This window comes from Nostoc sp. CMAA1605 (genome assembly GCF_021596505.1).
Classification (GTDB): Bacteria; Cyanobacteriota; Cyanobacteriia; order Cyanobacteriales; family Nostocaceae; genus Trichormus.
In genome coordinates this window covers 15401-30891 of the sequence record NZ_PJIZ01000062.1, presented here as the reverse complement: position 1 = coordinate 30891, position 15491 = coordinate 15401, and the positions used below count along the sequence as shown (strand labels likewise).

4 protein-coding genes and 2 pseudogenes are annotated in these 15491 nt (G+C 42.5%); all 6 read left to right on the top strand.

What is annotated here, in order from left to right:
- Positions 1-205: 205 nt before the first annotated feature.
- Positions 206-2748, top strand: a pseudogene (locus tag CV014_RS19590) (two-partner secretion domain-containing protein).
- A gap of 67 nt (positions 2749-2815) precedes the next feature.
- The gene (locus CV014_RS19585) at positions 2816-5257 is read left to right on the top strand and encodes a beta strand repeat-containing protein (protein WP_236143554.1); all 2442 of its coding nucleotides are present in this window, start codon (positions 2816-2818) and stop codon (positions 5255-5257) included.
- A 70-nt stretch (positions 5258-5327) separates the two neighbouring features.
- On the top strand, positions 5328-7826 hold the full coding sequence (locus tag CV014_RS19580) for a beta strand repeat-containing protein (protein ID WP_236143553.1): 2499 nt from the start codon (positions 5328-5330) through the stop codon (positions 7824-7826).
- A gap of 105 nt (positions 7827-7931) precedes the next feature.
- Positions 7932-10447: pseudogene (locus tag CV014_RS19575) on the top strand (two-partner secretion domain-containing protein).
- 64 nt (positions 10448-10511) lie between these two features.
- Positions 10512-12962 (top strand): beta strand repeat-containing protein, encoded by a 2451-nt coding sequence (locus CV014_RS19570; protein ID WP_236143552.1) that lies wholly within the window; start codon positions 10512-10514, stop codon positions 12960-12962.
- A 65-nt stretch (positions 12963-13027) separates the two neighbouring features.
- Positions 13028-15484: a beta strand repeat-containing protein gene (locus CV014_RS19565; protein ID WP_236143551.1), complete on the top strand. Its 2457-nt coding sequence runs from the start codon at positions 13028-13030 to the stop codon at positions 15482-15484.
- Positions 15485-15491: the final 7 nt, after the last annotated feature.

Sequence of the window (15491 nt, the reverse complement as noted above, 5' to 3'; positions counted from 1 at the left end):
CAAACACCCACACAGCCACAAATCCCCATCCAAGCAACTTCTTGGCATCGTAACCCCCACGGCAAAATCGAATTAATTGCAGAACAATCACCAACTCAAAGCAAACAAGTCTTCACCTGTGCAGCTATGCCCCAAAGTTAGTAAATGTTACCCAATCTACCAAACTGGGAACAATAAATACAAAAGTGAACATCAGAAATCGGTGATGAAATTAACTCTGTTGGGGTTTAGCATTCTCAGTACAGTCTGCATCTGTGCAGTGAACAACAATCATGTCTACGCCCAAGTAATTCCTGATCAGACTCTCAATACTAAAGTAGAGGGTAATGGTAATTACACCATCAATGATGGTAGGCGGATGGGAAATAATTTATTTCATAGTTTCAGCGAATTTTCCATACCCAGTGGCGGTTCGGCTAAATTTAATCATGCTATAGATATTCAAAATATATTTAGTCGGGTGACTGGTGGTCAGATGTCCCAGATTCATGGGAACATCAGCACGAATGGAAATGCCAACTTATTTTTAATCAATCCCGCCGGCATTGTTTTTGGTAAGGATGCCACCTTAAGTATAAATGGTTCATTCATCGCCACCACCGCCAATAGTATTAAATTTGAGGATGGGACAGCATTTAGCAGTGATCCAGCGACAACCCCGTTGTTAATAGTGAGTGTCCCGATGGGTTTGCAACTGGGGAGCAATGCCGGAACCATCCAAGTACAAGGGAAACTACAAGTTCCTACTGGTAAAACGTTGGCTTTAGTTGGTAGTCAAATTGAGATGACACAAGCCAATTTGACGGTTCCCGATGGGCGGGTGGAGTTGTGGGCAGTCAAAAATGCTGAGATCAAGATGGACAATCAAGCAGGATGGCAATTGACGAGTGCTACTGCTGACTGGGGTACTATTACTTTGCAGCAAACTTCATTAATTGATGCTAGTGGTACTAACGGCGGTGCAATCCAAATTCAAGGACGGGGATTAACAGTCAAAGAAAACTCAAATATTACTTCTGTTACCCGTTCAGGAGAGGGCAGAGGTATTGTTGTCAAAACCACGGAATTTATTGATTTGTTGGGAGCCTCAAGTCCCAGGCCTATTTTCAATCCAGGGATTGGAACTTCCGTAGGAACTACATTCGGGCCACCAGCCAGAGGTCGAGCCGGAGATGTATTAATTGAAACTGGCAAACTATACATGAATAATGGAGCTTGGCTGCAATCTACCACCTTTGGTACCAACTCCAGGACGGGAAATTTGACTATTCGCGCCTCAGATGTAGAAGTAATCGGGGCAAATCCTCTGCCGAATGCTGCGGGTATTTTTGTGCCTACTGATATTACTACCCTAATTATGGCAGGAACAAATAATCAAGGTGGCGATATCATCATTGAAACGAATCGCTTGCGTACTGTTGATGGTGGGCTGATCAGTGGCAGTATCTTTAACCTGCGGCAAACACTAGGCCTGAATAACCTCATTGCTACAGGGAATGGTGGTAATGTCTTCATTCGCGCTAACGAGAGTTTTGAAATTTCTGGAGGAACGCCTAGTGGTTTGCGTTCTGGAGTGACAACTGCGCTGCAACCTTCTGGGGGAGGTCAGGCTGGAGACATTACAATTCAAGCCGGAAGATTACAAATCAGCAACGGGGGAATTATTAGCAGTGCTGTAGCTGGGAATGGAACATCGGGAGATATTAATATTCAAGCTACAGAAGTGGCTATTAGTGAACCAGTGCTTGATCAATTGAGTCAATTAGCAAGTGGAATTACGGTTTCTGTGGGTAAGAATGTCCTGGGTACAGGTGGCACAATTAACCTGACAGCAGATCGTCTCCAAGTTACCAAAGGTGGACAGATTACTGCTTCTACTCAAGGGTTGGGCAATGCAGGTAATATTAACTTACAAGTGAAAGAGATTGATGTACAAGGAATAGCTCCCACCACAGTCAATGGGACTTACTTATACAGTGCGATCGCTGCATCCTCCACAACTAACTTTGCGGCGGGGTCGATTAATATCAAATCTGACACAGTAAACGTCAGCAATGGTGGCGAAATCACCGTCAGTAATATAGGTAATGGTGATGCAGGTAATCTAAATATTGATGCCAACAGGATTTTACTGAAAAATGGGGCAAGTCTGCGTTCAGAAGTGAATGAAGGTGATCAAGGTAACATTCAACTCCAGGCTTAATTGTCGCCGTACCAACGGAAAATAGTGACATTTCCGCTAACGCTATCTTAGGCAGTGGTGGCAATATTCAAATTACTACTCAAAGCATCTTTGGACTGCAATTTAGTGATCAACTAACTTCCCAAAGCAACATTACTGCTAGTTCCCAATTTGGTGTCAATGGTACAGTCGAAGTTAGTAGTATTGAAGTTGACCCCAATTCAGCTTTAGTACAGTTACCAGTAAATGTGACTGATCCATCCCAACAAATTGCTACAGGCTGTGCAGCGACTAGTGACAGTAGCTTTGTAGCTACGGGACGAGGGGGAATACCGCAAAATCCCACGCAGGATATTAGGAGCGATCGCACTTGGTCAGATATCCGCAATCTCTCTGTATTCCCCAACACACCACAAATCCAAGCACAAACACCCACACAACCGCAAATTCCCATCCAAGCTACTTCTTGGCATCGTAACGCCCAAGGTAAAGTTGAATTAATCGCCGATCAATCTCCCGTTGCAGTGCCAACAACATTAACCTGTGCGGTCATTCCTCAAAGTTAATGATTGATCGTATTCAGACTCCATCTGGGAACAATATATTACGTGTATAAAATTTCGAGATGAGTTGATGAAGGTAACTGTTGCTGGCTTGGGTTTAATTTGTGCTATTTACATATCTGCTATTAACGGTAGTGTTCAGGCACAAGTAATACCTGATAGCACTCTCAATACTAAGGTTTCTGGAAACCAGAATTATATTATTACCGACGGTACTAGTGTGGGTAATAATTTATTCCATAGCTTTAGCAGCTTCTCGGTTCCTCACAATGGTTCTGTTACCTTCAGCCATAGTTCTCAGATCCAAAATATTTTTAGTCGCATTACCGGCAATAATGTTTCTTATATTGATGGTGCTATCAATGCCAATGCCAACTTATTCTTACTCAACCCATCTGGGATAATTTTTGGCAAAACCGCCAGTTTAAATATTAGTGGTTCCTTTGTAGCAACGACAGCCAATAGTATTAAATTTGTTGAGGGAACAGAATTTAGTGCTGTCAATCCTGCTGCTCAACCTTTATTAACAATGACTGTACCCATTGGCTTGCAAATGGGTAATCATCCCGCACCGATACAAGTCCAAGGTACAGGACATAGCCTCAGTAGCAACGGTAGTTTCTCTCCTATAATTACCAATCCTAGCCCTACCAAACTACAAATACAGTCGGGAAAAACCTTAGCATTAGTGGGTGGAAATATCACTTTGGATGGTGCTACCCTGAGTGCAGCAACGGGTCAAATAGAATTAGGGAGTCTGGGAGGTTCAGGATTAGTTAGTTTAGTCCCGACTACTCGTGGTTATCAATTGGAATACGAGCAGGGACAAAGTTTTGCTGATATTCAACTAGCGCAAAAGTCACTATTAGATGTGAGTGGGTTTAACTCCGGTACAGTCCAACTCCAGGGAAGAAATATAGAATTTACCGATGGCTCATTGATTTTCTCCCGGAATTATGGCAGTCTTCCCAGTGGAGAAATTAATGTGCAAGCATCAGCAGCGATCGCGATCATTGGAACTACGCCCGATGCAAAAATTCGCAGTTGGATTCGTACGGAAGCCTTTGGAACTGGCTCTAGTGCCAATATCAGCCTGATCACTCCCCGCCTCACACTCCAAAAAGGTTCAGGAATTAATGCTTTAACCTATGGAACTGCTAACGGTGGTAACATCCAAATTCAAGCAGCAGATTTAGAGTTATCCGGTTTTTCAACCCTCAATCCTACTGGAGTGACAGCAATCACCACTAGCACCTATGGAAAAGGATCGGCTGGAGATATCGCGGTGAATGGGAATAATTTATTACTCTCTGGGGGAGCGACATTATCATCGGTGACATTTGGTAGTGGCTCTACTGGTCAGGTAATAATTCGCAATCAAAACACTACTGTCATGGGTGAAAATCCTTCGGGATTGTATAGCAATATCAGTATCACTACATTTGCCAATGGCAATGCCAAAGATTTGAGATTAGATACTGAGAACTTGCAGATATTAAATGGCGGAACAATTGGTTCATCGGCATTCTTTATCGGTAATGGTGGTAATGTCCAAGTTAATGCCAGTGAAGCGATCGCTATTAGTGGTAGCAGTAGTAATAATAACAGTAATATCAACTCTTCTGTTGTGCGTCTAAGTCCGCAATTACGTCAATTCTTTGGTTTGCCCAATATACTGACGGCTAATGCAGGTAGTGTCAGTATTACAACACCCAAACTCACACTCACAAATGGTGGAACCGTCAGTGTGACTAGTCAAGGGACTGGGAACGCCGGAAATCTACAAATTATTGCCGATCAGATCCAATTGAAAAATCAAGCCTTAATTCAAGCGCAAACAGAATCAGGTAATGGCGGTGATATCAGCTTGCAAGTCAGCGACTCACTGTTAATCCGCGATCGCAGTAAAATTACAACCACCGCAGGTGTGACGGGTAATGGCGGTAATATTAAGATTAATTCACCCACCATTGTCGGCTTAGAAGACAGCGATATCACCGCTAATGCTGTACGCGGTCAAGGTGGCAATATTAACATCACTACTCAGGGAATTATTGGTTTAGAATACGGTTCGTATCTGACATCAGAAAATAGCATTACAGCCAGTTCAGAATTTGGGGTGAATGGTACAGTCCAAGTCAATACCGTCAGTGTAGAGCCAAATTCGGGTTTAGTGGCATTACCCACAAATTTTACTGATTCATCCCAAAAAATTGCTAGTGGCTGTGCAGATACTCATCGTAGTAGTTTTGTCGCTACAGGTAGGGGTGGAGTACCACAAAATCCGACGCAAGGAGTGAGGAGCGATCGCACTTGGTCTGATATTCGCGATATCTCTGCATTCCACAAAACACAACAAGCACAAGCACCGAAAACTTCCGCCACACTTGTCCAAGCTACCTCCTGGCAACGTAATGCCCAAGGGAAGATTGAGCTTGTTGCAGATAACTCTCCTTCTCCTACAAATATGCAGCCAATATTAACCTGTGCGGCTGTTCATCAAAATCAGTAACGTTATAAATCATACTTTCGGGGGTAGTATACATAAAAGTAGTTTATTTATCTAATTAAGGGTATTGGTAATGAGAGCTATCCATCAGGGGAAAAGTCTCTGGAATCAGTTACTTCTAGGTTCATTGACAAATGGTTTATTCACTTTCACAATATCATTACCAACCCTAGCTGACATCATACCTGATCACACGACTGGCACCAATGTCACACTCGAAAATAATGATTTTAGGATTGACAAGGGTATTGAAAGAGGTAACAATTTATTCCATAGCTTCAGTGATTTTTCTGTACCCACAAATGGAAGAGCCACCTTTGATTTAACAAACACACCAAATATTACAACCATATTTAGTCGGGTGACAGGTGGAAATATTTCTCGTATTGAGGGAGAGATTCGCACCTTCAATAACAATAATCCCGTCAGTTTATTTTTAATGAATCCCAACGGCATTGTATTCGGGCCGAATGCCAAGTTAGATATTGGTGGTTCCTTTGTGGGGACAACGGCGAATAGTATTAAGTTCGTTGAGGGGACAGAGTTTAGTGCAGTGAATGCTTCAGGTACTCCTTTGCTGACGATGAGTGTACCCATCGGTTTACAGTTGGGTAGTAATCCTGGTGCAATTAATGTGCAAGGTAATGGACATACGATGTCACAACAAGGGTCTTTTACACGCTATGTTCACACCAATAATGGCGGATTGCAGGTACAACCAGGTAAAACCCTCGCATTAGTGGGTGGAGACATCACACTTACAGGTGGTATTCTCACTGCACCTGGAGGACGTATCGAGTTAGGTAGCGTGCAAGATAGTCAGGTGGGGTTAATTCCTACAGCAACGGGTTGGATGCTAGATTATAACGGGATTTCTCAGTTCCGAGATATCCAATTATCCCAACGAGCGATCTCTGATGTCAGTGGAAATGGTTCAGCAGCAATTCAGTTACAAGGTCGTCAAATTCTCGTCAGTCAAGGATCAACCGTTTTTTCGGACAATCAGGGTAATACAGACACTGGCAATATAGATGTCTATGCTAGTGAGTTGCTGGAATTAAATGGTTTTGATCCCAAAGACAATTTTCGCTCTAGCCTAGCAATGCAAACAACCGGAACCGGAGCCGGGGGAACTATCAACGTTAATACTCAGCGTTTGCGAATGATTAATGGTGGATTTTTGGTAAATTTACAAGCTAATGCCATTGGCGGTGGTGCGATTGAAATTCAAGCTACAGAGTCTACCGTCTTGGATGCTGTTAAGTCTGGCGATGTCAATATTCTAGCCACAGGTTTGGGGACAATCACACTTTCTAGTGGGCGAGCAGGAAATGTGACAATCACTACCCCAAAGCTTTCAATTTTTAATGGTGCGCTGGCTGTTGCTTCTACCTCCAATAGTGGTAGTGGTGGGAGTCTGACGGTAAATGCAGATGCGATTGAGATTACTGGTGCAACTCCTGGGCGAAATCGTAACAGCGTGATCTCTGCATCTAGTCTTGGTTCTGGAACGGCGGGTAGTATTACACTCAATACTCGCACCTTGAATCTTCAAGAGAGTGGTGAAGTTGCAACCATTGGTAGTGGGACAGGCGATGCAGGACAAGTCATTGTGAATGCTTCTGAATGGGTGGAGATTAGCGGTAATATTCCCGGAGCAGCTAGTAGTAGCCGCATCAATTCATCAGTTCAACCTGCACGTCCATTCTTACGGCAAATATTTATTCTGCCTGATGTTCCTAGTGGTAATTCAGGGGATGTGATTATTAACACGCCGGTTTTGAGAGTGACAAATCAGGGAGTTGTGCAGGTGAGAAATGATGGCATAGGTAATGGTGGTAACTTGAGAATTAACGCAGATTCAATCCTTCTCGACAATCAAGGTAGCCTCACTGCCACTACAGCCAAGGGTGAAGGTGGTAACATTTTTGTACAGAGTAACTCCCTCGTGATGAGGCGTGGTAGTCAAATCTCATCTGAAGCTGGTGGCCTTGGTAATGCTGGCAATATTAGTCTCAATTCTGATATTATCCTGGGTTTAGAAAGTAGCGATATTATTGCCAATGCAGTCCAAGGAAATGGCGGCAACATCAACATCACCAGCCAAGCTATATTCGGACTTGAATACCGCGATCAACTTACGGCTGAAAGTGATATTACTGCTAGTTCTCAATTCGGTGTCAGAGGAACAGTAAATATTAATAACTTCGGCGTTGATCCCAACTCTGGGTTAGTCGCACTACCCACGAATGTCAACGATCCATCTCAGGAAATTGCCACAGGCTGTGCAGATACTAGTGATAGTAGTTTTGTCGCCACAGGCAGGGGTGGAATACCACAAAATCCTACACAACAAGTGAGGAGCGATCGCACTTGGTCTGATACCCGTGACATCTCTGCGTTCCACACCACACAAGCCCTACCCGCCCAAACACTAACACAGGCACAAATCCCCATCCAAGCTACTTCTTGGCATCGTCGCCTTGATGGCAAGATTGAGTTAGTAGCCACTCAATCAAGCTATCTACAACCATCTTTAAGTTGCACTCATGTTGCTTCTGAAAGAATTTAGTAGTGCTGTTAGTGGGAGTGGGGCGTTGATCAGGGTGCTGTCATATGATGTTATGCCAACTTTCAAGGTGGGCATCCTAATACTATTGCATAGAGGATTAGTGCCATGAGAGGGATCTGCCCAGCCACCAGCGAGAAACTGAATGCCTGTATTGTTACATTAAGTATAGGATTATACAGTATATGTTTCAGCTTACCCGCCTTGGCTCAGGTGAAATCAGATGACACTACTAGCACCCTTGTGAATCCAAGCAATAATGTTGTGGAAATTCTCAACGGCAGACAAGAAGGTAATAATTTATTTCATAGTTTCAGTGATTTTTCTGTCCCACAAGGTATTGAGGCACGGTTTGATTTAAAAAACACACCAAATGTTACAACTATATTTAGTCGGGTGACTGGTGGGAATGTGTCCCAGATTGATGGCACAATTAGCGTAGTTAATAATCCATCTGCCAGTTTATTTTTACTCAACCCGGCGGGGATTGTATTTAGCAAAAACGCTTCATTGAATATTGGTGGTTCATTTGTAGGAACAACAGCCAATAGTATTAAGTTTGCCGATGGAACGGAATTTAGTGCTGTTAATCCAACGTCAACCACATTATTAACCGTGAGTGTACCCATTGGTTTACAGATGGGTCAAAATCCGGGGAGTATAACAGTCGAGGGAGGAGGACATCCATTAAATAGACCCCTCATATTTTTTCCGATTTTAGGCACAATAGAGGACATGGGTCTGAATGTGCAACCAGGACAAACATTAGCCCTTATTGGTGGTGATATTACCTTAAACGGCGGGATATTAACCGCTGCCGATGGACATTTAGAATTAGGTAGCGTTAAAAATGCAGAAATTGCCCTCAACACATCATTACAAGGATGGGAATTTGCTTATAATACAGTGCAGAATTTCCAAAATATTCACTTATCAAAACAAGCCTTAGTTGATGCTAGTGGAATCGGTGGTGGTTCTATTCACGTACAAGGAAATAATCTGAATATTGAAGATGGATCTTTGGTGCTGCTGGGCAACTTTGGATTTTTACCAAGTGGCAATATTTCTATTAATGCTGCTAGTAATTTAACTATAAATGGCACTACACCCAGTGGCGATATACCTAGTGGCGTTATCGGTCAAGTTTTAGGCTCTGCTCCAGGAGGGACAATTTTTATTCAAGCTGACCAAGCCTCATTAAGTAATGGTGGTGTCATTCTCAATCAAACATATAGTTCTGCTAGAGGTGGAGATTTGATTGTTAATGTGGCCAATGACCTGACATTATCTGGCATATCTCCACTGAATCCATTAGCTGCAAGTGGGATTACTTCCAACACTTTTGCTGATGGTAAAGCAGGTGATTTAGTGATATTTACTCGAAATTTAGTTGCTAATAATGGGGGAATTATTACTACAACAACTTTTGGTACAGGGAATGGTGGAGACTTAAATATCAATGCTGCCGATTCCATATTTATCAACATGGATATTCCTGGTTTAGCTCTTCCTAGTGGCATTACAGCTGAAAGCATTTTAGCAGGTGATGCTGGTAATTTAAGCATTAATACAGCCAGATTAACAATCAATGGCGGCGGGCAAATTTTAGCATCAACTAGAGGTAGCGGTAAAGCAGGAGAGATTCTCATTAATGCGGCAAATTCCATAGAACTTAGTGGTTCGATTCAAGGTGCAGAGGAATTATTAAAAAGTACAATCAGTTCCAATGCTCAAGCCTTACCACCGGAACTGCAAATTTTGTTGGTGCTTCAGCATTACCAAATGGAGACTCAGGCAATATAGGAATTAATACACCCATACTCAAAATTAATGACAATGCTGCGGTGACAGTTGCACATTTAGGAACTGGAAACGCGGGAAACTTAAATATCCAAGCCAGAGAAATTTATTTAGATAACCAAGGACAAATTACAGCCGCAACGCTGTCAGGTGGAGGCGGAAATATTGACTTACAAATCGCAAATTTATTAATGCTCCGCAATGCGAGTTTGATTAATACCGAAGCTCAAGGTACGGGAAATGGTGGGAATATTGCGATTAATTCTCCCATAATTTTAGGATTAGAAAACAGCGACATCATTGCTAATGCCGTAGGAGGTCGTGGAGGTAATATTAACATCACAACTCAAGGCATTATCAGTCTAGAATTTCGTAATACTCTCACCCCTAGAGAAGACCTCACCAATGACATCACAGCCAGTTCCCAATTCAATGTTAACGGTAGTGTACAAATTAACAACATCGGCGTTGACACCAATTCGGGTTTAGTGGAATTACCAGAGAACGTGAAAGATACTTCACAGCAAATAGCTAGGGGTTGTTCTACTGATACTGGTAGTAGTTTTGTCGCTACGGGACGAGGTGGCGTACCACAAAATCCGACACAACAAATGAGGAGCGATCGCACTTGGTCTGATATTCGCGATATCTCTGCATTCCACACCAACCAATCAGCACAAGCCCAAATCCCCACAACACCACAGGTTCTCGTGCAAGCAACAGGTTGGGGACGTAACGCCAACGGCAAAATTGAATTGGTTGCAGCTAATACCAATTCGCCAATGCCACCAACTTTAACCTGTGCTGCTGCAACCCAAAATTAACTACTGTTAAAAAACCTACTAAACAGGGAACAATAAATACGTAATCAAAAGAAAAATTGGACTAATGAAATTTGCTTTTGTCGGGTTTAGTGTGCTGAGTGTAATCTGCTTCTCTGCTGTTGGTAACAGTAGTGTTTACGCCCAAGTAACAGAAGATAATACCATCAGGACTGCTGTTACTTCCAACACTTCCATAAACAAAAGTAATATTTACACCATCACAAACGGCGATCGTGTTGGTAACAATTTATTTCATAGCTTCCGGGAATTTTCTCTCAATAGTGGTGATTCTGCATTATTTGACAATGCTAGTGATATTCAAAACATTTTTAGTCGAGTTACTGGTGGTAAAATTTCCAACATTGATGGTGAAATCCGTGCCAATGGTAGTGCCAACTTATTCTTACTTAACCCTGCGGGGATTATTTTTGGGTCAAATGCCAGCTTAAATATTGGTGGTTCATTTGTCGGAACTACAGCCACTAGTATTAAGTTTGCTGATGGCACAGAATTTAGTGCAACCAACCTTAATCAGTTGCCATTGTTAAAGATGAGTGTGCCAATTGGCTTGCAGATGGGACAAAATCCAGGAGAGATTGCCGTACAAGGTACAGGATATAGCTTAAATTTTGCTAATTTCTCTCCTGTTGTTCGTATGCCTAGTTCGACACAACTAAAAGTAGAATCGGGCAGAACTCTGGCATTAGTGGGTGGTAATCTCAATTTAAATGGAGCAACCCTAACATCTGAAACTGGTCGCATTGAATTGGGTAGTGTGGGTAGCTCCGAATATGTTGACCTGATATCATCAACTCAGGGGTATACCTTGGGATATGGAAATGTAAACAGCTTTAGAAATATTCAAGTTGCCCAAAAATCCCTCATAGATGTCAGTGGCGTGAATGCAAGCGCAGGCTCTGCTCAGATACAAGGTAAACAGATTCAATTTACTGATAGCTCTCTGTTGCTGGCGCAAAATCAAGGTAATCTTCCTGGTGGTAACTTGCATCTTCAAGCCAGCGAAAGCATCAATATCATTGGTGGAATAAGCGGGGTGCGGAGTGAAAACCAGAGTCAGGGAACTGGTAGCAATATCAGTGTGATTACCCCTAAACTCAATCTAGATCAAGGTGGAGTATTAAATAGTTACACTTATGGGGTGTCTAACAGTGGCAATATCCAGGTTAATGCCAAGAATATAGAAATATCAGGATTTTCACCCCTCAATAATGGTGGCAGTAGTATTAACACCAGTACAGTTGGCTCTGGAAGTGCGGGTAATATTTTTGTCCAGGGTGATAGTTTAGTTGTATCCAATGGTGGCGGACTTTCTTCTACATCCGTGGGTGTCGGTTCCAGTGGTGAAGTTATGATTCGCAACCAAGATACCACTGTGCAGAGTGGTAATAGCTCTCCCTTTATCTCCAGAATTAGTTCAGTGAATTTCAACGTGGGCAATGCTAACAACTTAACCATAGATACTGCTAGGTTAAAACTTATAGATGGTGGCGTAATTAGCACAAGTTCATTTTTTATGGGTAATGCTGGGGATTTGAAGATTAATGCTAGTGAATCTGTAGAGGTTAATGGCTACCATCCAGTATCACCGAGTAATATTAGCTCTTCTGCTCAGATGCTTCCCCCATCATTTCAGCAGTTATTTAAATTATTAAACTATAAACTGACTGCTGATGCTGGTACGGTCAACATTACCACACCAAACCTCATCTTGAAAAACCAAGGAACTGTGAGTGTAACTAATCAAGGTACTGGTAATGGTGGCAGTCTCAAAATTAATGCTGATAGTATCCAATTAGAAAATCAAGCTTTTATCGAAGCCAGAACAGCTTCTGGGAATGGTGGAAATATTGATTTACAGGTGGGTCAATTTTTGCTACTACGCGACAAAAGCCAAGTTACCTCCACAGCACAAGGCAATGGTAACGGAGGCAACATTACCATTAATTCACCAATCATTTTCGCACAGAAAAACAGTGATATAGTTGCTAATGCCTTTCAAGGAAAAGGTGGCAATATTAACATTACAACCCAGGGGATTTTAGGATTAGAATATCGTTCGCAACTCACACCAGAAAGTGATATTACCGCCAGTTCTCAATTTGGTGTGAATGGTACAGTTAACGTTAATAATATTGGCGTTGACCCCAATTCGGGTTTAGTGGAATTACCAGCAAATGTAACTGATTCATCACAGCAAATCGCTACAGGCTGTGCAGATACTAGTGGTAGTAGTTTTGTCGTGACCGGACGGGGTGGTATACCGCAAAACCCAACGCAGGAGGTGAGGAGCGATCGCACTTGGTCTGACACCCGTGACATCTCTGCGTTCCACAACACAAAACCCACACAAGCCCAAATACCACAATCCTCAGAAACACTTGTCCAAGCTACTTCCTGGAGACGTAACCCTCAAGGAAAAATTGAATTAATTGTCGCTAAATCTGCTTTGCAGATATCACCAACATTAACTTGTGCGGCTGTAGTTGAAAATTAACTACCGTTAAAAAATCTACTCTCGTGGGCAAGATAAATAAGGAATAAAAAACAATAAGTGGATTAATGAAACTAACTTTTGTCTGGTTGGGAGTGCTAAGTGTAATCTGCTTATCTGCGGTTTACAACCATGATGTTCACGCCCAAGTAATTCAAGATCATACCCTGAATACTTCTGTTACTCCCACTCATTCTATCAACGGAAGTAATATTTACACCATCACCAACGGCACTCATGTCGGCAATAATTTATTTCATAGTTTCAGTGAGTTCTCTATCCCTACAAATGATTCTGTATTATTTAACAATCCTACAGGTATTCAAAATATTTTTAGTCGAGTGACTGGTGGTAATATTTCCAAAATAGATGGTTCTATCAATGCCAATGGTAGTGCCAACTTATTCTTACTTAACCCATCTGGGATTATCTTTGGGAATAATGCCAGCTTAAATATTGGTGGTTCCTTTGTCGCCACTACAGCCAGTAGCATTAAATTTGTCGAGGGAACAGAATTTAGTGCGGTAAATCCCACCGCCCAACCCTTATTAACCATGACTGTACCTCTTGGCCTGCAAATGGGCAATCATCCCGCACCGATACAAGTCCAAGGGACAGGACATAGCCTAGATGCAACCGATAGTTTTTCTCCTGTAATTCGCAATCCTAGCTCCACTCAATTACAAGTACAGTCAGGAAAAACCTTAGCATTGGTGGGTGGAAATATCACTTTGGATGGTGCTACCCTAAGTGCAGCAACGGGTCAAATAGAATTAGGGAGTCTGGGAGGCGCAGGATTAGTTACTTTAGTACCGACGACTCAGGGTCATCAATTGCAGTATGAGCAGGGACAAAGTTTTGCTGATATGCAACTAGCGCAAAAGTCACTATTAGATGTGAGTGGGTTTAACGCTGGTGCAGTTCAACTCCGGGGAAGAAATATAGATTTTAGTGGTGGTTCGTTAATTTTCTCCCAGAATTACGGGACTCTTCCCAGTGGAGAAATTAATGTGCAAGCATCAGCAGCGATCGCGATGATTGGAACTACACCCGATGCAAAAATTCGTAGTGGAATTCGTGCGGAAGCTTTGGGAACTGGAGCTAGTGCCAATATCAGTATTCTGACTCCTCGGTTGACAGCTAAAGAAGGTTCAGCAATAGGTAATTTAACCTTTGTAACAGCTAAAGGCGGTAACATCCAAATTCAAGCAGCAGATTTAGAGTTATCCGGTTTTTCACCCCTCAATCCTACCGGAGCAACAGCCATTACCACTACCACCTTTGGAAAAGGATCGGCAGGAGATATCGCGGTGAATGGGGATAATTTAATCATCTCTGAGGGAGCTTCCTTATCATCGGTGACGTTTGGTAGTGGCTCCACTGGTCAGGTGATGATTCGCAATCAAAATACTACCATTAGAGGTGAAAACCCTTTTGGGCTGTCTAGCAATATTGTTATGACTACCTTTGCTGATGGCAATGCCAAAGATTTGAGATTAGATACTGGAAACTTGCAAGTATTAAATGGTGGAGTAATTGGTTCATCGGCATTATTTGTAGGTAATGGCGGCAATGTCCAAGTTAATGCCAGTGAGGCGATCGCTATTAGTGGTCGTGGTAGCAGTAATAACAGTAATATTAGCTCTTCTGTAGTGCGTTACACTCCAGAAATCCGTCAATTCTTTGGTTTGCCAGATATACTGGCAGCAAATGCAGGTAATGTCAGTATTACGACACCCAAACTCACACTCACAAATGGTGGAACCGTCAGTGTGACCAGTCAAGGGACTGGGAACGCCGGAAATCTGCAAATTATTGCCGATCAGATCCAATTGAAAAATCAAGCCTTAATTCAGGCGCAGACAGAATCAGGTAACGGTGGTGATATTAGTTTGCAAGTCAAAAACTCGCTTTTCATGCGCGATCGCACTAACATTACAACTACAGCATCAGGTACGGGTAATGGCGGTAATATCAGTATCAATGCACCGATTATTTTCAGTTTAGAAAACAGCGACATCATTGCTAATGCTGTTCGAGGTAAAGGCGGTAATATTAACATCACCACTCAAGGCATGATTGGCTTAGAATACAGTTCGCAAGTCAGCCCAAACAATGATATTACAGCTAGTTCAGAGTTTGGTGTGAATGGTACAGTCCAAGTCAATACTGTGGGTGTTGACCCCAACTCTGGGTTAGTGGCATTACCAACAAATTTTACTGAGTCATCCCAAAAAATTACCAGTGGATGTGCAGATACTAACGGTAGCAGTTTTGTCGCCACAGGCAGGGGTGGCGTACCGCAAAATCCCAATCGCGAAGTGAGGAGCGATCGCACTTGGTCTGATATCCGCAATCTATCTGCATTCTCAAACAACTCTCCAGTGCAAGCAAAAACACCAACACAACTACAAATACCCATCCAAGCTACTTCTTGGCATCGTAATGCTCAGGGCAAAATTGAGTTAGTGGCAGAGCAATCTTTCATTCAAACGCAACTATACCTAACTTGTACTCCGGCTTGACCTCAAA